Source organism: Streptoverticillium reticulum, from assembly GCF_047456005.1.
Taxonomy (GTDB): domain Bacteria; phylum Actinomycetota; class Actinomycetes; order Streptomycetales; family Streptomycetaceae; genus Streptomyces; species Streptomyces reticulum.
In genome coordinates this window covers 7,982,809-8,005,489 of the sequence record NZ_CP179755.1, presented here as the reverse complement: position 1 = coordinate 8,005,489, position 22,681 = coordinate 7,982,809, and the positions used below count along the sequence as shown (strand labels likewise).

19 protein-coding genes are annotated in these 22,681 nt (G+C 73.0%); 10 read left to right on the top strand and 9 right to left on the bottom strand.

The annotated features are described in order from the left end of the window. Positions 1-28 precede the first annotated feature (28 nt). The 6 genes from tatC to ACMATS_RS36430 all read right to left on the bottom strand — a co-directional run bounded on the left by tatC (position 29) and on the right by ACMATS_RS36430 (position 4,254). Positions 29-883: a twin-arginine translocase subunit TatC gene (gene tatC / locus ACMATS_RS36455; protein ID WP_414170449.1), complete on the bottom strand. Its 855-nt coding sequence runs from the start codon at positions 881-883 to the stop codon at positions 29-31. Positions 884-962: 79 nt separating this feature from the next. Continuing rightward, entirely contained in the window at positions 963-1,256 is a 294-nt protein-coding gene (gene tatA, locus ACMATS_RS36450; protein ID WP_414170860.1) for a Sec-independent protein translocase subunit TatA, read from the bottom strand. Between the two features lie 81 nt (positions 1,257-1,337). Then, the gene (locus tag ACMATS_RS36445) at positions 1,338-1,754 is read right to left on the bottom strand and encodes a hypothetical protein (RefSeq protein ID WP_391153521.1); all 417 of its coding nucleotides are present in this window, start codon (positions 1,752-1,754) and stop codon (positions 1,338-1,340) included. Between the two features lie 59 nt (positions 1,755-1,813). After that, entirely contained in the window at positions 1,814-2,242 is a 429-nt protein-coding gene (locus ACMATS_RS36440) for an ATP-binding protein (protein ID WP_390779462.1), read from the bottom strand. A gap of 586 nt (positions 2,243-2,828) precedes the next feature. Continuing rightward, positions 2,829-3,626, bottom strand: a complete 798-nt coding sequence (locus ACMATS_RS36435; protein ID WP_414170447.1) for a zf-HC2 domain-containing protein — start codon at positions 3,624-3,626, stop codon at positions 2,829-2,831. Positions 3,627-3,651: 25 nt separating this feature from the next. After that, on the bottom strand, positions 3,652-4,254 hold the full coding sequence (locus tag ACMATS_RS36430; protein WP_390779464.1) for a sigma-70 family RNA polymerase sigma factor: 603 nt from the start codon (positions 4,252-4,254) through the stop codon (positions 3,652-3,654). Between the two features lie 712 nt (positions 4,255-4,966). Between ACMATS_RS36430 and ACMATS_RS36425 the strand changes: the two genes are divergently transcribed. The 4 genes from ACMATS_RS36425 (at position 4,967) to ACMATS_RS36410 (ending at position 8,004) form a co-directional block, all read left to right on the top strand. After that, entirely contained in the window at positions 4,967-5,263 is a 297-nt protein-coding gene (locus ACMATS_RS36425) for a plastocyanin/azurin family copper-binding protein (protein ID WP_414170446.1), read from the top strand. Continuing rightward, positions 5,260-6,249 (top strand): metallophosphoesterase family protein, encoded by a 990-nt coding sequence (locus ACMATS_RS36420; protein WP_414170445.1) that lies wholly within the window; start codon positions 5,260-5,262, stop codon positions 6,247-6,249. Before ACMATS_RS36425 ends, ACMATS_RS36420 begins: the two co-directional genes overlap by 4 nt. Next, a complete protein-coding gene (locus tag ACMATS_RS36415) occupies positions 6,246-6,674 on the top strand; it encodes a hypothetical protein (protein ID WP_414170444.1) in 429 nt (142 codons plus the stop codon). The genes ACMATS_RS36420 and ACMATS_RS36415 overlap by 4 nt, the downstream gene beginning before the upstream one ends. A 247-nt stretch (positions 6,675-6,921) precedes the next feature. Beyond that, positions 6,922-8,004 carry a questin oxidase family protein gene (locus ACMATS_RS36410; RefSeq protein ID WP_414170443.1) on the top strand — a complete coding sequence of 361 codons (1,083 nt, stop codon included), beginning with the start codon at positions 6,922-6,924 and terminating at the stop codon, positions 8,002-8,004. A gap of 16 nt (positions 8,005-8,020) precedes the next feature. Here the strand turns inward: ACMATS_RS36410 and ACMATS_RS36405 are convergent, their stop codons facing one another. From ACMATS_RS36405 to ACMATS_RS36395, 3 genes are all read right to left on the bottom strand, one after another. Further along, the gene (locus ACMATS_RS36405; protein WP_390779467.1) at positions 8,021-8,521 is read right to left on the bottom strand and encodes an FBP domain-containing protein; all 501 of its coding nucleotides are present in this window, start codon (positions 8,519-8,521) and stop codon (positions 8,021-8,023) included. A 91-nt stretch (positions 8,522-8,612) separates the two neighbouring features. Next, positions 8,613-8,891: a DUF1540 domain-containing protein gene (locus ACMATS_RS36400; RefSeq protein ID WP_414170859.1), complete on the bottom strand. Its 279-nt coding sequence runs from the start codon at positions 8,889-8,891 to the stop codon at positions 8,613-8,615. A gap of 128 nt (positions 8,892-9,019) precedes the next feature. Next, positions 9,020-9,541: a GNAT family N-acetyltransferase gene (locus tag ACMATS_RS36395; protein WP_390779468.1), complete on the bottom strand. Its 522-nt coding sequence runs from the start codon at positions 9,539-9,541 to the stop codon at positions 9,020-9,022. 389 nt (positions 9,542-9,930) lie between these two features. Here ACMATS_RS36395 and ACMATS_RS36390 point away from each other — a divergent pair, with 389 nt between their 5' ends. From ACMATS_RS36390 to ACMATS_RS36365, 6 genes are all read left to right on the top strand, one after another. Further along, a complete protein-coding gene (locus ACMATS_RS36390; protein WP_414170442.1) occupies positions 9,931-11,211 on the top strand; it encodes an MFS transporter in 1,281 nt (426 codons plus the stop codon). Between the two features lie 43 nt (positions 11,212-11,254). Then, positions 11,255-12,550 (top strand): non-ribosomal peptide synthetase, encoded by a 1,296-nt coding sequence (locus tag ACMATS_RS36385; RefSeq protein ID WP_414170441.1) that lies wholly within the window; start codon positions 11,255-11,257, stop codon positions 12,548-12,550. A 110-nt stretch (positions 12,551-12,660) separates the two neighbouring features. Beyond that, positions 12,661-15,822, top strand: a complete 3,162-nt coding sequence (locus ACMATS_RS36380; RefSeq protein WP_414170440.1) for a non-ribosomal peptide synthetase — start codon at positions 12,661-12,663, stop codon at positions 15,820-15,822. Continuing rightward, a complete protein-coding gene (locus ACMATS_RS36375; protein ID WP_414170439.1) occupies positions 15,822-17,696 on the top strand; it encodes a non-ribosomal peptide synthetase in 1,875 nt (624 codons plus the stop codon). The genes ACMATS_RS36380 and ACMATS_RS36375 overlap by 1 nt, the downstream gene beginning before the upstream one ends. A gap of 322 nt (positions 17,697-18,018) precedes the next feature. Beyond that, on the top strand, positions 18,019-19,794 hold the full coding sequence (locus tag ACMATS_RS36370) for an amino acid adenylation domain-containing protein (protein WP_414170438.1): 1,776 nt from the start codon (positions 18,019-18,021) through the stop codon (positions 19,792-19,794). Beyond that, positions 19,784-22,600 (top strand): condensation domain-containing protein, encoded by a 2,817-nt coding sequence (locus ACMATS_RS36365; RefSeq protein WP_414170437.1) that lies wholly within the window; start codon positions 19,784-19,786, stop codon positions 22,598-22,600. Before ACMATS_RS36370 ends, ACMATS_RS36365 begins: the two co-directional genes overlap by 11 nt. The last annotated feature ends 81 nt before the right edge of the window (positions 22,601-22,681 follow it).

Here is a 22,681-nt window from a genome sequence, read left to right as displayed (position 1 = left end):
CGCCGAAGGCTCCTCAGTTCGCGTCGTCTTACGGCGTGAGGTCGAGGTCGGAGGTCTCGTCGTCGCCGAGCTCCTCCGCCTCTCTTCGGGCCTTGCGTCGGTCGTGGAGAAGCGAGAAGACAACGGCGGAGAAATAGAGCGCCCAGATCGGCGCGGCCAGCGCCAGCATGGTCAGCGGGTCCGTGCTCGGCGTCGCCACAGCCGAAAAGACCGTGATGCTCATGATCGTGCCGCGCCACCGGCCCAGCATCCGCCGACCGGACAGCGCTCCGGTGAGGTTCAGCATCACCAGCAGCAGCGGCACCTCGAAGGAGAGGCCGAAGACGACCACCATGCGGGTGACGAGGTCGAGCAGATCGTCCAGCGGCAGCAGGTTGTCCACCCCGTGCGGGGTGAAGTCGATCAACACCTTCGCAGTCGTGGGCAGCACCTTGTAGGCGAAGCAGGCACCGCCGAAGAACAGCGGGACGCCCGCGCCGACGAAGGCGTAGGCATATCTCCGCTCGTGCCTGTGCAGGCCGGGGGCGACGAACGCCCACAGCTGGTACAGCCATACCGGCGAGGCCAGCACGACGCCAGCCATCAGGGACACCTTCAGCGTCAGGGTGAAGGGCGCGAGCAGACCGTTGATCGTGATCCGTGCGCAGGTGGTGTCCGCGGTGCGCTTGGCCAGATCGGCGAAGGACGTCGGGCAGCCGACCGAGTCCAGCACAGGCCTGGTGAAGACGTTGATGATGCCCTTGTAGAAGAAGGCCGCGGCGATCGTGACGACCAGGACGGCAAGGACGGCTTTGGCGAGCCGGCTGCGGAGCTCACGAAGATGCTCCGCGAGCGGCATCCGCCCCTCGGGGTCCTTCTCCCTGTTGCGGGCCGACTGGTTCACGCCGCGTCCTCGTCTCGTGCGGCAGACCGGAAGCCACCGGCCTGCGTCAGTACTTGACCGTCTCCGCGCAGGACCGGGCTCAGCCTCCGTGGCTGGTCCCGTCGTCCACGGGCGCGGTGCGGGCGGTGGCGGTGTCTCCGGGAGTGCCCGAGATCGTCCGCGGTCCCGGTCCCGGTGCAGGCTCAGGCTCAGGCTCAGGGTGTGGCTCGTTCGGGACGTCGTCGTCCTTCATGGCCCTGGTCTCGCTCCTGAGGATCCGCATGGACTTGCCCAACGCCCGCGCCATGTCCGGCAGTTTCTTCGACCCGAAGATCAAAACCACTACCACGACCAGGATCAGCAGGTGCCAGGGCTCCAGCGCATTGCGGAACATCAGCACACCGTCCCTTCGAATGTGTCAGTGTCGATGTCCTTGCAGGCCATGAGTCCTTCTCCTTGTCGGATCGGGGCCGATTCAGATTCCGGGGCGCCCTGCAGCCGTCCAGGCGGCGTACTCCTGGCGGACGTAGAGGCCGTGGCCGGGGGCGAGCGTGATCGCATCGGGGTGGTACGGGCCGGCCACCAGGTCGGGATGGCGACGGTCGTGCTGGACGAGTTGCTCAGCGGTTTCTGCGGCGGCTGCGACCGGGCCGGGGCCGGGGTCGTCGAGGACCATCCGGTCCATGAGGGCGGCCCGTCGTAGCAGCCAGGTGCGTTCGGCGGCTGTCGCGTCGGCCGGGGGGCCGGTGACGGGCCCGGCCTGGCGGCCGTCGCGTTCGGCCCCGACAGCGAGCACTTGGTGCATCTCGCAGCGCAGGTCCGGCGCATTCGCGTATGCCTCGTCCGGGGGCGGGGCGCCGATCGCCTCACCGCTGTTCGGGGTGACATGCACGCCCGCACCTCCATCGGCCCTGGCAGGGAGCCGCAGTTCGTGCGGAACGCCCGGCCCGGTCATGGCGAGCACCTGAGGCAGGCGCGGACTTCGCGGCCGCTGCGTGTCTGGTGGACCTCGGTCGACTGGGCGAGGTACTGGACGATGCCGGTGCCGCGGCCGTGTTCGTCGGGGGCGATGTCGGGGCGATGCCGCTCCACTGCCGTGCCGGAGTCGGTGACCACGATGTGCAGAGTGCCGTCGTCGAGGACGAGCAGCAGGGTCATGCGCTCGCGGCCGTACCGGGCGGCGTTGGCGGCGAGTTCGTCGACGATGAGAACGGCGGAGTCCCGCTCGCCTGCGGGCACGCTCCAGGTCTCCAGCAGATCGTCCGCGAAGTGACGAGCGGCGGGGACGTGCGCCTCCTGCGCGGGCAGGGTGAGCAGCGCCTCGCGGCGGCAGGGCCGGCCGAGCAGTGAACTCGGGCTGGGGAAATCGGTCACAAACATGGTTCTGGCTCTTCTGTGGATATGCGGAGAGCGGAACGGGAGACCATCAACAACCACTTCGGGGGGCTGTCGATAGGCCGGATCCTGAAGGGGCGCGCTCATTCAGTTCCACGGGCGACGCATGCCGGATGGTTCGAGTTTTTCGCCCCTTTTGGTCAATTTCTCGCGGTGCACCTCACGCCGGGGCGGCCTGACTGGACCCACTCGCCTCTGCCCTTCGGGAACGTCACGTTGCAGGGCCGGACGAGCGCCCCTGCCCGCACCTCGGCTCGGTCCGGCCCGGATCAAGTCGGCTGAGGACGCGGCCGATTCGCCAGAACCGGCGTGCGGGTCACCAGCTCCCGGAAACCGTCAGCGCGCCGCGGGAGGGCTCCGGGGCGACCGGCCTGCCACTGCGGGATGCCGCGTGACGGGAGCGGGCAAGGGCCCCGCGAACGAGCCGCAGAACTGCCCAGTACAGACGACGCAGCCCCCCAGTGGCGACGTCTTCTTGGCCTCTTATGCCGCCGTGCGCTCATGTCCGGCAGCTGCTGTCATGTCACTGAGCGATCAGGCCGCCCAGTGACATGACGCCCCCGACTTCGCCTCACGCCCGGATGGTGACCATCTTCTGACCGTTGTCCGCGAGGATCTCGAAGTGGTCGATGGCTCCCGGGGACATGGCGACCGCCCCTGGGACCGTGGTGCCGGGAGGGTACGTGCCCGCCCGCCAGGTGGCGCCGTCCGCCCTGGCTCCGCCGGGTCCGACCGCCTGCAGCCGGCAGGTGATTCCGGCGGGTGCCCCCTTGGCGGAGACCTGCAGGACACTGCCCCATGCAGAGGGTGAGACCTTCACCGAGGCGGTGACACCGGTGCTGGGATCGCTTCCGGAGAAGGTGCGCCAGGCAGTCGGTGCGGTCGGCCCGGGTGGCGTCGCCTGACTGCCCACGGACCCGACGGCCGCCAGCCATGTGCCGCCGGCCGCTGCCGCGATGAGCGTCAGCGAGGCGGCCGCTCCGGCCAGTTGCAGACGCCAGGTCCTGCGGCGGCGGGCCGCGGCCTGCTGGAGGAGCCCCTCCAGCACACCCCCTGTCGGCGCCTTCGGCGCCGCGGGCTCCACGGGCACGGCGGGCCGTTCGGGCAGGGAGCCCTGCGCACTTTCGGCTGCCCGTGCCACCAGCCGGTCGGCCAGGTCCCCGTCGGCCGCCGGTACCGTCCGGCCCGAGGCTTCGGCTTCGGTGACCGTCGCCAGCAGCGCAGGCAATCCCGCCAGCAGAGTGTGTTCGGCCCGGCACTCGGCGCATTCCGTGAGGTGGATGCGCACCTGTTCCCGTGCTGCCGGAGGCAGCGTGCCCAGGACGTATCCCCCAAGTGCCAGCCGAAGGGTGTCGTGCTCCGCACTCATGGTCGCCACCTCCTGCCCGCCACGGTCATGGCTCGATGCCCCGTTCCTGCAGCGCCAGCCGCAGGGCGTGCAGGGCGTAGTGCGTCCGCGACTTCACGGTGCCCAGCGGGATGCCCAGCACCTGTGCGGCCTCCGCCATGGTCCGGCCCCGGTAGTAGGTCTCCAGAAGGACGGCGCGGTGGTCCGGGGACAGCGACCGGACGGCTTCGGCAACCACCCAGCTCTGCAGTGCCTGCTCGATCTGGTCCTCGCCAGGCGTCTGCTCGGCAGCCCGTTGAAGGGCCTCGCCGCCGGCCTCGGCCGGTCTGGCCTGCCGGGCCCGGTGGGCGTCGATGACCAGGTGCCGGGCGACCGTGCACAGCCATGCCCGGGCCGGGCCGCGTGCGGGGTCGAACGCGGCGGGGTGCTGCCACGCCCGCAGCAGTGTCTCCTGCACCACATCCTCCGCCCATTGCCAATCTCCCGAGGTCAGTCGCAGCACGTAGTGGAACAGGGCTCCTGCGTGCTCCGCGTAGAGAGTGCGCAGCAGCTCCTCATCTGCAGTCGACAGCGTCCCCCTACCAGAGACACGGCGCGCGGAGCGATTTGGATCGGTCCTCGGGCCACGTTTTCGGGAGCTCCAGGGCATAAACCGATCATTGCGCATATATACCGCTTTGTCCCGTAACGCATGGCACGGTGCAGCTGACGCTCTGTGCGCGTCGCGGATGGCATGCCCCTGCCGGACCTTGCGGGGGGCCACGCCAAGAGGCCTCACAAAAAATGCATATCCACCGAACCGTGAGACTCCCGCCGTCCGTGGAGCAGGACAAGAGCCGACTCACGCGCAATTCCTCGCGGCTCACCACAGAGAGAACTACCGCATACCGCCCGGCCCTTCGCGGCACACAAGGGCGACGCACAAGGGCGGATGTGCAGCGCGAGGCACGTCGAGGCGAGCCGCCGGCCCGGGGCGGCACCCATGCTCGTTCGCCGGGTCCATGAAGGGCACACGCCCATGAACACGGCATCCACCACATATTCCAGCGGTGACGTGCGCCGAGCCGACGCAGTCCCCGTCTCCGCCTGATCAGTGAGGAACGGACACCATGTACCCGAACTTTCGCACGCCAGGCCGACGATCACGCGCTGCGGCCGGGCTGGCTGCCGCCGTCATCACCGCTACCGGCGCGGTGGGGCTTCTCAGCTCATGCGGCCAGTCATCGCATTCCCCGGCCGGCGGAGCCGACGCCATCACACCCGGTCCGGGGCAGCACCGGACGGCAGGGATGCCCGGCGCCACGGGACCGGGGAAGGACTCCGCTCCCGGCACCTCGCCGATGCCCGGTATGGGCATGCCCATGAATCCCTCGGACACGGGCGCGCCAGCCACTCCGGTGACCGGGAACGCGGTGGCGATCAAGAACTTCGCGTTCTCCCCGGCCACGCTGAAGGTCAAAGTGGGCACGAGGGTGACGTGGACCAATCAGGACACCGACGCCCACACCGTCACCAGCGCCGGATCGGGCGGCCCGTTGCACTCGGCCGCCCTGGCCACCCATGCCACCTATGGCTACACGTTCACCGAGCCCGGCACCTATGCCTACCTCTGCACCATCCATCCGTTCATGACCGCCACCGTGGAGGTGACCCGATGACCGGCTACTACGACAGCCACGACGGAGCACTGGCCGACGACGCCGGTCGGCCCGACACCGAACACGGCATGACGCGACGGCAACTCATGCGGCACGCAGGATGGTTCGGCGGTGCGGTGATACTGACCGTGGCCGGCGGAGAGGTGATAAGCCACATCGCCGACTCCCGGGACACCAACGCCGGGGCCGCCGCAGCGGGAGGCGGCGCGCTGCGGTTCGTGCAGGTCTCCGACAGCCATATCGGGTTCCAGGGCCCGGCGAACACGGATGTGGTCGGCTCCTTCGCCGAAGCGATCAAGCAGGTCAACTCGCTCGGATTCAGACCCGACTTCGTCATGCACAGCGGCGATCTGACCCACCTTTCCACAGCCGGGCAGTTCGACCAGGTCAAGCAGATGATGGCCGGGGTGAGGACGGACCGCGTCTTCACCGTGCCGGGCGAGCACGATTCCATCGGCGACGCAGGCCGCGCCTACCGGCGGACCTTCGGCATGGGCACGCTCGGCGACGGCTGGTACAGCTTCGACACCCACGGCGTGCACTTCATCGCCCTGGTCAACACCCTGAGCCTGGAGAAGCTCGGCCACCTCGGCACCGACCAGATCGACTTCGTCCGCAAGGACCTCGCCGGACTGTCGTCGGACACCCCCGTCGTGGTCTTCAGCCACATCCCGCTGTTCGCCATGTACCCGCAGTGGGGCTGGAGCACCGACGACGCCCTCAAGGTCATCGCCCTGCTGCGCCGCTTCTCCTCCGTCACCTGTCTCAACGGGCACGTCCACCAGTTGTTCACCAAGACAGACGGCAACATCACCTTCCACTCCGCCACCACCACCGCCTACCCCCTGCCCAAACCGGGCCGCGCCCCCGCCCCCACCCCGCAGGTCGTCCCCGCCCGACAGCTCAAGGAGGCGCTCGGCATCCGCACCGTCGGCTACCACCGAGGCGACCGCGAACTGGCCGTCAAGGAACAGAGACTGGCATGAGCACCCACAGATTCCTTGTCCCCGTCCTACGGTCGACGACCGCCGCGACCCTCGCCGCCGGCGGATTCGTTCACGCCCAGCTCTACATCGGCGGGTACCGCTTCGTCCACGTCATCGGCTCCCTGTTCCTGCTCCAGGCCGGCGCTTCCCTCGCCCTCGCCGTCCTGCTGCTGATCGGGACACCGCCTCTGCTGCTGAGGACCGCTGCGGCGGGCGTCGCACTCGGCGCTCTCGGCGGCTTCGCCGCTTCACGCACCGTAGGAGTGTTCGGATTCGCCGAGCACGGTCTGCAGCCCGCGCCACAAGCCGTCCTCAGCCTCATCGCCGAAACCGGCACGCTGCTGCTCCTCGCCATCTGGCAGGTGACCGTGACCGGACAACCCCGCGCTGCCCGACCGCCCGTCAGGACACCCAAGAGGCCCTAGGACGTGTCCGATGGGTCAGTGCGGGCCCCGCGGTGTCCGGTGCGGTGCATCGCAAGGCGGAGCATTACCCGCGTACTGGGCGTACTCGGGTGATGCGACAACGCGGCGAGGTGCCGTGCCGGGCGCCGCGGGGCCCGCACTGACCCATCGGACACGCCCTAGCACTCGCGCCGGACCTGGTCCCGGCCGTACGACGTACGTCCAAAGCCCGTTACCCGGACGTGCACTCCGCGCCTAGCGTGCTCCCATGAGGGAACCGAGGGAATCCGAGACGACTGCGACAACAGCGGACAGCACGCTCGACGAAGCCCTGAACCGGCTTCACCGCACCGGCCCCGAGCATCTGGGCCGGCTCTCCAACCACGCCCCCATGGCCGTCGAGGCACTCGCGCGCCATGGGCACGCATCCGACGTCCACGGTTGGATCGACGGCTACCGGCACAAACTGGAGGACATGCCGCCGCGCACCGGCCTCCTGCTGAACGAGGAGAACTGGCGCGAGGTACTGGGCGATCCGCGTCATCTCGGCGACTGGATCGCCTATTTCACCGGCCAGTTGGGCAAGCGCCCCTGGCAGGACGTGCTGGTGACGTGGTGGCCGCGGCTGCTGCCCGGCATTCTGGCGGGTGCCACGCATCCGGCGATCCGCGTGGGGCACGCCGTGCGGACCCTCCTCGCGGACGGCGCCGGCGCATCGCGCACCGCCGAGTTGGGGCACGCGCTCGGCTACTGGGCGGCGCGCCACCTGCCGTTGACCCCGGCTGCCGTCCCCTCCGGCACCGTCCGTGCCGCCGAGGCCCTGGCGGCCGTACCGGCCGTACCCGACCAGGAGGGCGGGATCCTCGACCGCGTCGCCCGGCTCTCCGCCACACCGGGCTGGCCCGCGGCGGCAGGCGCCCTGCAGGCGCCGTCCGGTCCCGACGACGCCCGTGACCTATTGGCGGAGCTGGTGCGGGAGTCGACCTACCGGTACGCGGACCACGCCCACGGCAGTCCGGTCATGCTCGTGCACGCCGCCACCGCACCGAACGCCGTCCTGCGCACGCTCCCCGCGCTCCCCCGCGACCTGTGGGCGCCCAGCTATGCGGCGGCCTGGCAGGCCAGTGCCGTGGTCACGGCCGCGTACGCACCCGGATCGCCGCTCGTCTCCCCCGCCGCCGCGCCGCCCACCCCCGAGGAGGCGTTCGAGCGGGCGGCGGCGCACGGCGACGAGCACGTGATCAAGTTCGCGGACACCGCACTGGACGTCGTCGCCGCCGATCCCGGCCGGGCGGCCGAGGCGCTGGCCGCGGTGGGGCGTGCCTGCGAGCTGATCGGCGCGGAGGGCTGAATCCCGCGGCGGGGGTTCACCCCTGCAGGATCTTGTCCAGGAATTCGTCGACGTTGCCCTGCATGCGGGCGAGCCGCTCCTCGACCGACAGGCTCTCCTTGTAGCGGTGCACGAGCGCCGACTGCTTCTTTCCGCGCACATACAGCGGGCAGGCCAGATCCGCGCACATATAGGCGCCGACCGTATTGCCGTCGCGGCCGGAGGCACCGACCTTGCGGGCGGCCAGCAGGGAGACGCCCGAGCCGGGGTGGCCGGTCAGGCAGAACGAGCACATGGTCGTCTTGGTGAAGCTGCGCGGGCCGCCCTGCGGCACCCGCAGGGTGATGCCGACGGTCTGCTCGCCGCGCTGCGTCACCAGGTATCCGCGGTCCGGGGCTCCCGGGTCGCGCCAGCCCAGGAAGTCGAGGTCGCTCCAGGGGAGTTCGGCCAGCTCCCGCGGCAGGTTGATCCTGCGTGCCTCGCCCTTCGAGCAGTTCACGAAGGAGGCGCGTATGGCGTTGTCGCCGAGTGGTTCCATAAGGCGTGAAACTAACAGCGGAGCCGCCGGATGTCGTCCGAATATTTTCCCGGGCCGACCCAGGGTCATCCCGTAAAACCGCAGGTCGGCGTCACCGTGCGGTGTAGGTGAGGCAGTCGGCCGTGGCCCATACCGAGCCCACTGTGATGCCGGGAGCCTGGCATTCGAGGTCGACGTTGTGCCGGCAGCCGGAGACCTTGCAGGCGCCGACGCGGCCGGTGGACGCGGCGTCGCCGCCCTTCTGCGGGTGGCTGAAATAGGTGTCGCACACGGCGTGCGTGGCATCGCCGACGGTGATGGCCAGGGCGTGGCAGGCGCCTTCCTGGTTGTAGGCGCATTCCCCGACCTGGCAGATCGTCACCACCGGCATGTCCACAGCGCTCTCCTCCGCAACCCGTCTCCGCGTCCCCGGATCCCTTCCTCGGGCGCCGGGCGGCGACACCGGGGGCTGCGTTGTTCACCCGGAAGCCGCGAAGCCGCGAGGCCGCGAGGCCGCCGTCAGCCGAGTGGCTTCTCGAACCAGGCGACGTCCCAGAAGGTGCCGAATTTGCGGCCGACCTGGTGGTGGACGCCGGCCGGGCGGAACCCGAAGCGTTCGTGCAGCTTCACGGAGGCCTCGTTGGGCTGGGTGATGCCGGCGTAGGCGCGGTGGACGTCCTCGCCGGCCAGGACCTCGAAGAGGGCTCTGTAGAGCTTGCCGCCGAGGCCGCGGCCGGTGTGTCCGGGGGCCAGGTAGATGCTGGTCTCCACCGATGTCTCGTAGGCCTGCTTGGGGCGCAGGGGGCTGCTGGAGACGTAGCCGAGCACCCGGTCCGCCTCCTCGGCGACGAGCAGCCGGTGGCGGCCGGTGGCGGGGTGGGCCTCCAGCCAGGCGCGGCGCTGCCCGGCTGCGACGGGGTCGATGTCGAAGGTGACCGGGGTGTGGGTCACGTAGTGGTTGTAGATGTCGGTGAGCTCGGCCAGGTCCGCGGATGCCGCCGGGCGGATGCGTATGTCGGTGGTGCTGGTGCCGTGGTGCATGCGTGCTCCCTCCTTGGCGCGGACGCTAGCCGGGAACTGTTACGCGAATATTTCGGATATAGGCGATACCTGACATCGCGGTCCGTCTCCGAACCGCCTCCGGCTCGCCCGTAAACACGCCGGTAGGGCACATCCGGCGCAGGGGGTGCCGGCTGATGATTTTCGGACAAACACCCACCCATGGGGTGTGCCGGAACATCGCCACCCGCAGTACCCGCCGCCCGCGGCCGGAAGGGTTCCCGTGGCTCGGCGCAGCATCTTCCGTTCATCCGCCCCCAACCCGTCGCATGTGAAAGATTTAGCGTTCAAGAGGCAAATGGCAGGAAGAAACGACTCAAAGTGTTCTTTGTGTTTTGACTCCTGATCGAGCCACGATCAGGGTCTGCCCCATGTCCCCCTTACCCCGGGTCGCCGCAGGCGGCCTGCTTCGCATGCGCGAGTTCCGCTTCCTGCTCGCGGGTGCCGCCGCCGGCCAGGCGGGCGCCCAGGTCACCCTGGTCGCACTGCCGCTCGTGGCCGTCCTCGAACTCGACGCACCCGCCTTCCAGGTAGGGCTGCTGACCGCCGCCGAGACCGCCGCGTTCCTCCTCGTCGGGCTGCCGGCAGGGGCGTGGGTCGACCGCATGCGCAAGCTGCCGCTGCTGATCCGTGCCGACGTCGTACGCGCCCTGGCCATGGCCACCGTTCCCCTGGCGGGTGCCGCCGGTGTGCTGACCATGGCCCAGCTGTACGCCGTCGCACTGGTCACCGGTGTGGCGACCGTCTTCTTCGACGTGGCCCACCAGAGCTACCTGCCGCAGTTGCTGCCCCGGGACCGGCTGGTCGCGGGCAACGGGGCGCTGGAGGCGGTGCGTTCGACGTCCCAGGTGGCCGGTCCCGGGATCGGCGGCGGGCTGGTGCAGCTCGTCGGGGCCCACCTGGCGATCGTGGCGAACGCGTTCGGCTACGCCCTCTCCGCCCTGTTCCTCCTCGGCATCCGCCGTCCCGAGAGCACGCCGGAACCGGCGCCCGGTGCCTCGCTGCGCGCGGACATCGCGGAGGGCCTGCGCTTCGTCCTCGGTCACCCGCTGCTGCGGGTCATCGCCGTCACGACCGCCCTGGGCAACTTCTTCACCGCGGTGCTGATGGCCACGCAGACCGTCTTCCTGGTGCGCGTGGCCGGTCTCGAACCGGCCGCGCTCGGGCTGATGCTGTCGGTCTCCGCCGTGGGCGGCCTCGCCGGTGCACTGTGCGCGGGCAGACTGGCCGGCCGGTTCGGGCAGGCCCGCATCATCTGGCTGTCCCCACTGGTCACCGGGCCGTTCGCACTGCTGTGGCCACTGTCCGGGAAGGGGACCACCGCGCTGTTCGCCCTCGCCTCGGGCGTGGTCTTCTTCGGCGCCGTCGTCTACAACGTGGCCCAGGTGAGCTTCCGTCAGTCGCTCTGCCCGCCACGGCTGCTCGGCCGTATGAACGCCACGCTGCGCTTCCTGATGTGGGGCACCCTCCCGCTCGGCGCCCTGGCCGGCGGCGCCGTCGCAGGGGCGTACGGAACACGCGCCGCCCTGTGGCTCTGCGCGGCAGGTTTCCTCCTCGTCCCCCTCCCCCTGCTGCTCTCACCGCTGCGCCGCATGCGCGACCTGCCCGCGCCGACGCACGAGGACCGCGGCGAGACCGTCGCCACCGGCTGACGCAGCCGTCTGTCCACCTTCCCGATCACGAGAGAAGACCCCCGTGTCCCCCAGCATCACGAGCCAGTACCTGGCCCGTTACCGACGCCTCGGCACAGGCGACCGGACGGCGGAACTGCTGCCGCTCACCGGCGCCCAGCGCCGCTTCGTCCTGGTGCGCTCCCTCGACTCCGCGGGCCGCCCGGACCTCGTCCCGATGTTCTTCGCCTTCCCCCACGGCACCGTGGACCCCGCCCGGCTGCGCGCGGCCGCGTGCCACCTCGCCGCCCTCCACCCCGCGCTGCGCGCCCGCCACGGCGTCGTCCGCGGCACCCCCGTCCTCCGCCCGGCCGAGCCGGACATCCCCCTGGAACTGCTCGACTGCGCCCCCGGCGAGGACCTGCACCCGGCGCTGCGCCGGGCGCTGGCCGGCTGGGCCGCCGAAGGCCCGCCGCTGCGGCTGTACTTGGCACAGGGCGGCCCGGCCACCGGGGAAGAGGTGCTCGCGGTGGTGCTCGACCACGCCGTCTGCGACGGCCAGTCGCTCGCCCGCATCGTCGAGGAGCTGGGCACCGCCTACCGCGACGGCCGCGGCCCCGCCGACGTGCCGCCCTCCGCCGCGGCCGCGGAACTGGCCGCCTACCACGAGACGGTGCTGCTCCAGCTCGACGCCGAACACCGCGCGGCGGCACCCGACGCGCTGGCCTACTGGGGCCAACGCCTGCGCGCCGTAAGCGAATCGACTCCGCTCCCCCGGCCCGAGTCCATCCCCGCGGGCGCGCTGCCCACCGGCGCGGCCGAGGCGACCCTGCCCTCGCCCGCGGGCGGCGCCCCGTTCCCCGCGCTGCTCGACGCCTGCCGGGCCGCGGCCGGGGCCCTGTTCGGGGCCGGGACCGTCTCCCCCGTCGGCTACCCGTGGGGCGGGCGCCCTGCGGGTGCACCGCCCGTGCTCGGCTGCTTCCTCAACACCGTGGTCTTCCCGGCCGCCACCGGCACGGCCCCGTTCGCGCCCGCCGCGACGGCCGAGGCCTGGTGGGACGACCTGGACCGCGCCGACACCCCGTTCGACGAAGTGGTGCACGCCGCCCGGTCGGCCGGGTCGCCGTGGTCCGGCCGCCTCGACGGGATGCTGACCGTGGACGACGTCCGGCGTCGTCCCCCGCTGTGCCTGGGCGGAGTGGAAGGGCGCGAGGTGCACGTCGACGGGCGCCGGATCCCGGCCCCCTTCGCGCTCGCCGCCACCCAGGGACCCGAGCTCCGCCTCCGGATGGCGTGGGACCGTGCGGTCCTCGACGACCGCAGCGCCGAGGAGGCGTTCGCCGCCTTCCAGGGGGCGTTGCGCTCCCCCGTCCCGGCCTGACCCGGCCACCCCGCCGGCCCGGCAGCGCGACCCGCTGCCCCGCCGGCCCCACCACCGGGCCTCACCCCCCGCCCGGACCTCCGCTGACCCGACTACCCCAGGGATCGCCCATGCTCCCCCTCTCCTCCTCGCAGGAGATCGTCTGGCTGCACGAACAGGTGCAACCGGGCAGCCGCGCCTACAACTTCACCGCCGCACTCGACCTGTGGGGCGCCCTCGACACCGAGGCCCTGCGCCACGGACTCCGCGCCGCGCTCGACCGGCACCCCGGACTGCGCCTCGAACTCGTGCCCGCCGAAGGGGCGTTGCCCGCGCAGCGGGTCGCCGACGGCTGCGCGCCGCGGCTGCGCACCGTGGACCTGTCCGGGGAAACGGACCCGGAGGCCGCCTTCGAGGCGCTGCTGCGCGCCGAGGCCGAAGCCCCGCTGGACACCTTCCAGGCGCCGCTGCTGCGCTGGACCCTGGTCCGGCTGTCCGAACGGCAGCACCGGCTCGTGCATGTGGAACACCATCTGATCCACGACGGGCACTCGTTCGCGATCCTGTTGGGCGACGTCTTCGGCACCTACCGCGCCCACGTCCGCGGCGAAACGTTCACCCCCGCACCCGCCTCCTCCTACGCCGACCACGTGCGCGCCCAGGCCGACGGCGTGCGGGCCGAGGAGCGGCGGGCGAGCCTGCAGTACTGGGCCCGGGAACTGCGCGACGCCTCGTACGACATGCCGCTGCCCGGCCTGACCCGGCCCGGCGCACAGCGCCGGCACCGGGGCGCGCAACTGCGCCAGTCGATCGGCGCGGACCTCGCCGAACGGCTGCGGGCCCACGCCCGGGAGCGCGGGCTGACGCCGTTCGCCGCACTGCTCGGGCTCTTCGCCGAGCTGCTGCGACGCCACAGCGGCCGCACCGACATGGTGGTCGGCACCGCCGTCGGCAACCGGCCGCGCGGCTTCGAGGACGCCGTCGGCATGTTCGTCAACACCGTTCCGCTGCGCCTGCGCCTGGATCCCGAGGCCCCGGCCGAGGACGCGATGGACGAGGTGACCGACACCCTCATCCGCGCCCTGCCGCACCAGGAGACACCGGTGCAGGAGCTGACCCGCGCGCTGGGCCTGCACACGTCGGGGGCCGACAACCCGCTGTTCAGCGTGATGTTCAGCGCGCACGACGCCGTGCTGCCCGACATCGGGGTGCCGGGCCTGGAGGTCTCCCTGTTCGAGGGGTTCAACACCGGCACCACCCGCTTCGACCTCGACGTGGTGCTCATCCCGGACGACCGGCGCGGGGTCGGCCCCCGGTTCGGGGTCCCGGGCATGCTGCTGGTCTGGGACTACGACGCCGACCTGTTCGGGGCGGACGTCACCGAACTGCTCGCCGCACGGTTCCTGGACCTGCTGCGCGCCTACCTGGACGCCCCCGCCACCGCCCTCGCCGACCTGGCCCCGCCGCGCGCGGCGGCCCTGCCCGTCGTACCCGCGCGGGCCGCCGCCGCGGACGGCGATCCGCTCGACCCGGCCGCCGCCCACGACCCGTCCCGGACCGCGCTGCTGGTCGGCGAACACCGCATCAGTTACGGCGAGTTGAACGAACGCGTCTCCTCCCTCGCCGAGCGGATGCTGGCGGCCGGGGTACAGCCCGGCCGGCCGGTCGCGGCGGTGCTGCCCCGGGGCGTGGACACGGTGGTGACGCTGCTGGCCTGTCTGCGGACCGGCGCGGTGTACTGCCCGCTGTCCCCGTCCGATCCGCCCGGGCGGCTGGAGCTGCTGCTCGACCGGCTGTCCCCGGCGCTGGTGCTCACCTCCGCCGCAGCCGCCGCGTCTGTTCCCCCGCACCTGCCCGCGGCCGCGGTCGACGCCCCCGTGCTGCCGCCCGCCCGGCCGGGCGCCACGGTCCCGGGTGCGTACGTCATCCACACCTCCGGTTCGACCGGCATACCCAAGCCGGTCGCGGTCGGCCGGACGGCCCTGGAGAACCATCTGACCGGCACGGCCGAACGGTTCGGGCTGACGGCCGACGACCGGGTGCTGCTCTTCGCGCAGCCGTCCTTCGACGTGGCGCTCGAAGAAGTCCTGCCCTCGCTGTACGCGGGCGCCTGCCTGGTCGTCCCGGAGTGGGAGGTGCCCACCGGCGCCGAACTGGCCGGGCTGCTGGCCTCCGCACAGGTCTCGGTCGCCAACCTGCCCACCAGCTACTTCCTCGCCACCCGGCAGGAGCTGCAGGCGTCGCTGCGCGAGCGGAGCTGGACGCCGCGGCTGCTGGTATTCGGCGGCGAGCGCATCCCGGCGGACGCCCTGCGCGGCTTCCTCGCCGACACCGACGCGACGGTGCTCAACGCCTACGGTGTGACGGAGGCGGCCGTCACCTCCACCGTGCACGAGATCACCCTGGATGCCCTGACGGACGGCACGGAGATCCCGCTGGGCACCGAGCTGCCCGGCGAGCGCATCCACGTGCTGGACGCACACCTGCGGCCGCTGCCGGACGGGGCCGTCGGCGAACTGGCCATCGCCGGAGCCGGGTTGGCCGAGGGCTACGCCGGCAACCCCGACGCCACCGCGGCCCGGTTCGTACGCATCGACGCGCTCGGGGGCGAACGGGTCTACCTCACCGGCGACCTGGGCTTCCGCGGCCGGGACGGGCTGCTGCGCTTCCTGGGCCGCCGCGACAACCAGGTCAAGCTGCGCGGCCACCGCATCGAGCTGGAGGAGGTCGAGGCCGCGGCGTCCGCGGTGCTCGGCGGCCGGTCCTGCGCCGTCGTCCTCGACCGGGACACCCCGGGCGATCCCCGGCTGGTCGGCTTCCTCGACGGCGGCACGGGCGGCGAACAGGCCTGGAACGAGCAGGCGTTGCACGCCGAACTGAGCAGCCGGCTGCCCGGCGCCCTGGTGCCCAGCTGCTGGGTGCAGCTGGCGGAAATGCCCACCCTGGCCGGGGGCAAGCCCGACCGGGCGGCGCTGGGCCGCATGGCCGCGGGCCTGGAGCGGACGCCGCCGACGGCCGAGGAGAGCACCCCTGCCGCGGATCCCGCGCAGTCCGCCGATCCTGCGGTGGCCCTGCTCGCCGAGGGCTGGCGCGAGGTGCTGGGACACGGCCGCTTCGACGAGGCCTCGCACTTCTTCCGCATCGGCGGGCATTCGCTGCTCGCCGCGCAGCTGGCGGCCTGGCTGGAGCCGCACCTGGGCGGCCGGCCGCCGCTGCGCACGCTCTTCCGCCATCCCGTGCTGGCCGACCAGGCCCGCGCCCTCGCCGCCACGACCGCCTCGAAGGAGTCCTGATGACCGACCTGAAGACCGATCAGCAGGGCCTCGTGCCGAGCGTGGCCCACGGCGCCCCTCTCCCCACGGCCGGCGCCGCGTCCGGTGTGCTGTCCCGTTTCGAGGAGTGGGTGCGCCGCTCGCCCGAGGCCCCCGCTGTGGTCGACGGGCCGCACTGCTGGAGCTACCGGCAGCTGTCGGAGGCGGCCGACGAGGCCGCGCGGGTGCTGGGCACGCGGGTTCGCCCCGGTGACCTCGTCGGCGTGTGCCTGGACCGGTCGGCCGCGCTGGTGGTGACCGCCGTCGCCCTGGCCCGGATCGGCGCCGTCTACCTGCCACTTGGACCCCGCCCGGGAGAGCGCCGCATCGGGACCGTGACCGAGGACATCGGCGTCGTCTGCCTGATCGGCGACCCGGACGTCCTGCCGGACCGGCACCGCAGGGCCGAGCAACTCGCCCTGCCGCTGCCGTGCGAGGGCGCGAATGCAGCAGCCACCGCCGTGGCGGCCTTCGCGCCGCCCGCGCCGGGGGCCCGCCCCGCACCGCCCGGGGCGCTGTACGCCGTGCTGACCTCGGGTTCCACCGGCAGGCCCAAGGCGGTCGCCGTCGCGGAACCCGCCCTGGCCGCCCTGCTGGACTGGTTCCGTCACGAGACCGCACTGGCCCCCGGCGACCGGCAGTCCCTGCTGATCGGTGTCGCGTTCGACCCGCACGTGCTGGAGCTGTGGGCCGGGCTGACCTCCGGCGCTGCCCTGGTGCCCGCCCCGGACTCCGTGCGCTGGGACCCGGCCCTGCTCACCGGGTGGTGGCGCGAGGCCGGCGTCACGGTGGCCGTCACGGCCACGCCGATGGTCGAGCCGCTCCTCGACCGCCCCTGGCCGACGGACCTGAAGCTGCGCCACATGTTCGTCGGCGGCGACCGGATGCGCCGCCGCCCGGGCCCCGACGTCACCGCGACCGTGCACAACGCCTACGGTCCGGCCGAGGCCACCGTCATCAGCACGACCCACGCCATGCGGGCCTGCGACGACGACGTGCACACCGACGCGGCCCCGCCGATCGGGCGGCCCGTCCCCGGGGCCACCGTCGTCGTCACGGACGAGACCGGCCGCGTCCTGCCCCGCGGCGAACAGGGCGAACTGCACATCGGCGGAACCGGCCTGGCCCTCGGCTACCTGGACCCGGAGCTGACCGCACGGCGGTTCACCGCACCGCCCGAGGACGCATCCGTGGGCGGCACGGACCGCCTGTACCGGACCGGCGACCGGGTGCGGATGCTCACCGACGGACGGCTGGAGTTCCTCGGCCGCCTCGACGACCAGGTGAAGATCAGCGGCATGCGCATCGAACCGGCCGAGGTGGAGGCCGCGTTCGAGCAGGACCCCACCGTGCGCAGCGCAGTGGTCACCGCTCCCCGGTCCGCGGACGGGCGCGCACGGCTGGTGGCCCACGTCCTCCCGGCCGCCGGCGCCGCGCCCGCCGCGGACCGGCTCCTCGCCGCGGTCCGGGCCTGGCTGCCCGAGCAGGCCGTTCCCTCGGCCGTGCGGATCGTGGACGTCTTCCCGCTGGACGCCAACGGCAAGGTGGACCGGGCCGTGCTGCTCAAGCGGGAGGAGGCTCCCGCCGAGACGGTCGTCACGGTCGCGGACGACGACGCCGCGTCCGAGAGCGAGCGCCTGATCCTCCACACGGTCCGCGACCTGCTGGGCCGTCCCGACACCGCGCTCCGGGACAACTTCACCGACGCCGGGGGCACGTCCCTCGTCGTGGCCCGGCTGCTGGAGGCCGTCGAGCAGGAGACGGGCGTGCGTCTGCGCGCACCGGAGGTGCTGCGCCAGCCGGACCTGCGGGCGGTCGCGGCGGTGCTCGACAAGCGCCGCGGAGGTCTGAAGTGACCTTCTGCTCCCTGAAGTTCGCCCATGACGATTCCGAGGAACCAGCTTTGAACCCTCCCCCAGTTGAAGCAGGGGGATTCCTGGCTCAGGAGGCCCCGCAGGTCTGCGACCCGAGAGGTCTTACTCCCTCAACACCAGCCGGGACGGAACCTGCCCGGTTGCCCGAAAGCATGAGGGTGCGCCGACTTGGTTCTCGCTCAGCGCGTCGTGCGTGCTTGGTTCTCGCAACGCACGGCGGTCAGCCTACCCGTTCCTTGCCCTGCTCCGCAGGGATTCGAGCTCTCCCCCAGCTCAAGCCGGGGACATCCGCAAAGGAGATCAGGTGACCGATCTGCCCTCCCTCGTGGCGCACCACGCCGCGCGGACCCCGGACGCCCTGGCCGTGGCCGACGGCGACCAGGCGCTGACCTACGCCCAACTCGACGATGCCGCCCGGGCATTGGCCGCTCATCTGACCGGCCGTGGTGTACGGTCCGGCGACTGCGTCGCGCTGCTGATGCCGCGCTCGGCCCGGACCGTCGTCGCGCAGCTCGCGCTGTGGCGGGCGGGTGCGGCGTGCGTACCGCTCGACCCGGCGCACCCGCGCGCACGGACCGAGGCCGTGCTCCTCGGCTCGGGCGCCGTGCTGACCGTGGGCGACGGCAAACTGCTCGACGCCGCGGACGGGCTGGGTCCGTGTCTGGCGCTGCCCGACGAGCCGCTGCCCGAGGCGCCCCGCGCGTCCGCGGCCGGTCCGGGTCCGGATGCCACGGCGTTCGTGCTGTTCACCTCCGGGTCCACCGGGCGCCCCAAGGGCGTCGCCCTCACCCAGGGTGCCGTCGCGGAGCTGTTCACCGACCCGTCCTATGTCACGATCACCGCGCGCGACCGGACGCTGCTGCACTCCCCCGCCACGTTCGACGCCTCCACGTTCGAGGTGTGGGGGGCGCTCGCCAACGGTGCGGCCGTGATGGTGTGCACCGTCGCGCAGCCCTCGCTGGAGGACCTGGCCCGCCAGGTGGAGCAGCACGGCGTCACCGTCGGCTTCTTCACCACGGCCCTCTTCCACCAGCTCGCCGCGCGCCGTTCGCGCGTCTTCTCGCTGCTGCGCACCGTCGTGGTGGGCGGTGAGGCGCTGGCGGCCCATCACGCGCGTGCGGTGCTGCGGGAGTTCCCCTGGCTGGAGCTGGTCAACGGCTACGGGCCGACGGAGGCGACGACCTTCGCCACCACCCACCGGGTCACCGACGCGGACTGCGACGGTCCGGTGCCGATCGGCCGGCCCGTGGCCGGCGCGACGGCCCACGTCCTGGACGCGGACGGGCGGCCCGTCGCGGACGGCGGGCGCGGCGAGCTGTGGATCGGCGGCAGCCGCCTGGCCGTCGGCTACACGGGACAACCGGCCCTGACCGCCGAGCGGTTCGTCGACCACCCCTCCCTCGGGCGCCTCTACCGCACCGGCGACGTGGTGTCGGCGCGGCCGGACGGGGTGCTGGAGTACCACGGGCGCACGGACGACCAGGTCAAGGTGCGTGGCTTCCGGATCGAGCCCGGCGAGGTCGAACACGCGCTGCGCGGCCTGCCGGAGGTCGAGGAAGCGGCCGTGGCGGTGCGCCGCCCGGCCCCCGACGACGCCCGTCTGGCCGCCTTCGTGGTGGCCGCGCCGGGTCCCGTGCCCCGGGCCGCGGCCCTGCGCGAGCGGCTCGCCGGTCTGCTGCCCGCCCACCTCGTGCCGGACGAACTGACCGTCGTCGAGCGGCTGCCGCTCACCACCTCGGGCAAGGTGGACCGTCGCGCGCTCGCCGAGCACGCGACGGCAAGCACCCCCACTGCACCCATGGCGATGACCCCGTTCCAGCAGGCCGTCGCCGACGTCTGGAGCCGCTCGCTGGGCTGCGACGTCGCACGGCCCGACGCCGACTTCCTGGCTCTCGGCGGCCACTCCCTCCTCGCCCTCGCCGTCACGGACGACCTGCGCGAGGACCTCGGCGTCGAGCTGTCCCTCGCCGACTTCTTCACCGAACCCACGGTGGCCGCACACGCCGCGCTGGTCGAACGCGCGCTGCTGGCCGCCCACAGCGACCTGGGCCCTGCGCCGGAGGACACCGATGCACACTGACACCACGGCGGCCCTGCAGGAGCAACTCCTGCGCCGCGCCCGCGCCGCCGCCCGCACGCACCACACCCCCACGCCCGCGGAATCCCGTGGCGACGGCCCCGCTCCGCTGTCCCGGGCCCAGCGCCGGCTGTGGCTGACCGAGCAACTCGGGCCGGAGAGCGGTGCGCAGTACAACGTGCCGTTCGCCACCCGCCTGTACGGGCCGCTCGACGTGGACGCCCTGGGCACGGCGCTGACCGGCCTGGTGCACCGCCACGAGATCCTGCGCACCCGCTACGGCCGGCACGACGGCGAGCCGTACCAGGAGCCGCTTCCCGCGCCGGCCCCGGTCACGGTCCGGCTGGCCGACACGGACGGCGACGGCCGGGAGCTGCTGGCCGAGGAGGCAGGGCGGCCGTTCGACCTGGCCGCAGGCACCGTCCCGCGCGCCCTGGTGCTGCGGCACGGACCGCAGGACCACACCATTATGCTGACGTTCCATCACATATCCATCGACGGACCTTCATTGGACACCGTCGCCGAGGAACTGGCCGGTCTCTACGCCGCCGCCAGGGACGGCGTCCCCTACCGGGAGCCGCTGCCCCCGCAGTACGCGGACTTCGCCCGCCGGGAGTCCGCGCAGGCCGGCGAGCTGGGCGAGGGCCTGGACCACTGGGCCCGCCGGCTCGCCGGAGCCGCACCGCTCCGGCTGCCCCGGTCCGCCGATGCGCAAGCGCGGCTCGCCGCCGACCGCACCGCGCCCCTGGACGCACCCGTACTGTCCGCCCTGCGCGCGCTCGGCACGCAGCACCGCGCCACGCTGTTCACCGTGACGCTCGCCGCCGCGTTCGCCGCCCTGCACCGGTTCACCGGTGAGACCGACCTGGTGATCGGCTGTGCCGGCACGCACCGCGAAGGCCGGGCCATGCGCGGCCTGGTGGGCCTGTGCGTCAACACCCTGCCGGTGCGGGTGGACCTGTCCGGCGATCCCGCGTTCACGGTGCTGGTCGAGCGGGTCCGGGACGCGCTGCTGGACGCCCAGCAGCACCGCGACGTCCCCTTCGACCTGATCCTGGAACGGCTCGGCGCAGGGGCCCGGGACGCCGAGGGCACGGCCCTGGTGCGGGTGACGTCGGACGTGCTGCGCGAGCCGACGGCCCTGCGGCTGCCGGGCCTGCGGGCGGAGGCGGTCGAAGTCAGCCTGACGGACGCCAAGTTCGACCTGTCCTTCGGGCTGCTGGACACCGACCGCCCGGCGGCGCTCGTCCGCCATCGCCGGTCCGCACTGGACGAGGCGACGGGCGAGGAGCTGGTCCGGTCCTTCGCGGCGTTGCTGGGCGCGGTCGCGGCCGACCCCGGGATCCGGCTGTCCGGGCTGCCCGGCCGGGCCGTGGAGCGGGACGGCGACGGTCACCCGGCCGAGGCCCTGCTGCGCGCCCACCCCGAGGTCGCCGAGGCCGTCGTGCCGCACCCCGACGCCGAGCCGCTGCTGGCCTACGCCGTGCTGCGGCGGACCGACGGCCCGTCGCCCGCCCGGCTGCGCGCCCGTCTGCGGGCCGGGCTGGCGCCGGAGGCGGTCCCCGCCGCAGTCGTCCTGCTGGACGCGATGCCGCGCACGCCCCAGGGCGCGGTGGACACGGCCCGGCTGCCGGGAGCCCCGGCGGTGCCGGCCCTGGACGGACCCCGAGCGGCCGCGGTGACGGAGGCGTTCGCCGCGGTGCTGGGCCAAGTACCGGGCCCGGACGACGACTTCTTCGCTCTGGGCGGGCAGTCGCTGACCGCCGTGCAGCTGGCCGAGCAGCTGCGCTCCGGCCTCGGGCTGCCGCTGAACGGCCTGGACGTCATGCAGTGCCGCACCCCGCGTGCCGTCGCGGCCCTGCTGGAGACCCGTGCGACGGAGCAGGCGGCTGCACGGCCGTCGGCGCGCCCGCGCCGCTCCCGCCCCGGCACCGTGCTGGTGACCGGCGGCACGGGCGGCGTCGGCTCCTTCGTCCTGCGCGAACTCGCGGCCCGGGGACGGCCGGTCCTGGCGCTCGCCCGCCCGGAGTCGGCGCACCTGGTGGCCGGTGACGGCGTGGACGTCGTCGAAGGTGACCTGAGCGACCTGGACGGTCTGCGCGCCGCCGTCGCGAGCACGGACGCGGTGATCCACGCGGCCTGCACCTTCACGCGTCCGGAAGTGGACGTGGCGGCGATGGAGGCCATGACCGGGGCGTGGCGCCGCGGACCGTTCGTCTTCGTCAGCAGCGTGGACGCCTACGGGCACCCCGCGGACGCACGGGTGGCCGAGGGTGCGGAGCCCGGGGAGCCGCTGAGCCCGTACGGCCGGGCCAAACTCGACTGCGAGCGGCTGCTGTCGGAGGCCGCGGGCCACGGCGACCGGGGCGGTGCGAGCGCCGTGCGGTCCCCCATCGTCTGGGGTCCGCACGCCCGGCTGCGCGACCAGCTGCAGTGGGGGGCGACCGGGATCCTGTACCAGGCCGCCGCCAACGGCCGGCCGATCGTCCTGCCCGGCCCCGGCACCCACGGCCACGACTGGTACGGCGCGCCCTGGGTGCACGCCGCCGCCCTGGCGCGGGCGGTGACCGCCTGCCTCGACGATCCGGTGCACGGCGTGGCCAACGCGCTGAGCGGGCACGTCGCGTGGCCGGAGCTGGCGGCCGAGCTGGTGGAACTGCTCGGCAGCAACAGCCGGGTCCTGTACGGGGAAGAGGTGCACCCGGACCTGGACCACCACTGGCACTACCGCGCGGACCGGCTGGCGGACGCCCTGCGCCCGCGGCCGGGCGAGGACCTGCGCTCGGTGCTCGCCTCGATGACGGCCTGAAGCGCCGGCGGAGGGGGCCGGTTCCCGGACCGGCCCCCTCACGGGCCGCCTCGCCCAAATCCCCGGCGCCGGATCACAGTT

Excerpts from the sequence above, each read along its gene's own strand:
- ACMATS_RS36390 (WP_414170442.1), top strand. The coding sequence starts at position 9,931 with ATGTCCCCCTTACCCCGGGTCGCCGCAGGCGGCCTGCTTCGCATGCGC.
- ACMATS_RS36375 (WP_414170439.1), top strand. The coding sequence starts at position 15,822 with ATGACCGACCTGAAGACCGATCAGCAGGGCCTCGTGCCGAGCGTGGCC.
- ACMATS_RS36440 (WP_390779462.1), bottom strand. The coding sequence starts at position 2,242 with ATGTTTGTGACCGATTTCCCCAGCCCGAGTTCACTGCTCGGCCGGCCC.
- ACMATS_RS36430 (WP_390779464.1), bottom strand. The coding sequence starts at position 4,254 with ATGCCCTGGAGCTCCCGAAAACGTGGCCCGAGGACCGATCCAAATCGC.
- ACMATS_RS36435 (WP_414170447.1), bottom strand. The coding sequence starts at position 3,626 with ATGAGTGCGGAGCACGACACCCTTCGGCTGGCACTTGGGGGATACGTC.
- ACMATS_RS36420 (WP_414170445.1), top strand. The coding sequence starts at position 5,260 with ATGACCGGCTACTACGACAGCCACGACGGAGCACTGGCCGACGACGCC.
- ACMATS_RS36415 (WP_414170444.1), top strand. The coding sequence starts at position 6,246 with ATGAGCACCCACAGATTCCTTGTCCCCGTCCTACGGTCGACGACCGCC.
- ACMATS_RS36395 (WP_390779468.1), bottom strand. The coding sequence starts at position 9,541 with ATGCACCACGGCACCAGCACCACCGACATACGCATCCGCCCGGCGGCA.
- ACMATS_RS36425 (WP_414170446.1), top strand. The coding sequence starts at position 4,967 with ATGAATCCCTCGGACACGGGCGCGCCAGCCACTCCGGTGACCGGGAAC.
- ACMATS_RS36410 (WP_414170443.1), top strand. The coding sequence starts at position 6,922 with ATGAGGGAACCGAGGGAATCCGAGACGACTGCGACAACAGCGGACAGC.
- ACMATS_RS36400 (WP_414170859.1), bottom strand. The coding sequence starts at position 8,891 with ATGCCGGTGGTGACGATCTGCCAGGTCGGGGAATGCGCCTACAACCAG.
- ACMATS_RS36380 (WP_414170440.1), top strand. The coding sequence starts at position 12,661 with ATGCTCCCCCTCTCCTCCTCGCAGGAGATCGTCTGGCTGCACGAACAG.
- ACMATS_RS36405 (WP_390779467.1), bottom strand. The coding sequence starts at position 8,521 with ATGGAACCACTCGGCGACAACGCCATACGCGCCTCCTTCGTGAACTGC.
- ACMATS_RS36365 (WP_414170437.1), top strand. The coding sequence starts at position 19,784 with ATGCACACTGACACCACGGCGGCCCTGCAGGAGCAACTCCTGCGCCGC.
- tatA (WP_414170860.1), bottom strand. The coding sequence starts at position 1,256 with ATGTTCCGCAATGCGCTGGAGCCCTGGCACCTGCTGATCCTGGTCGTG.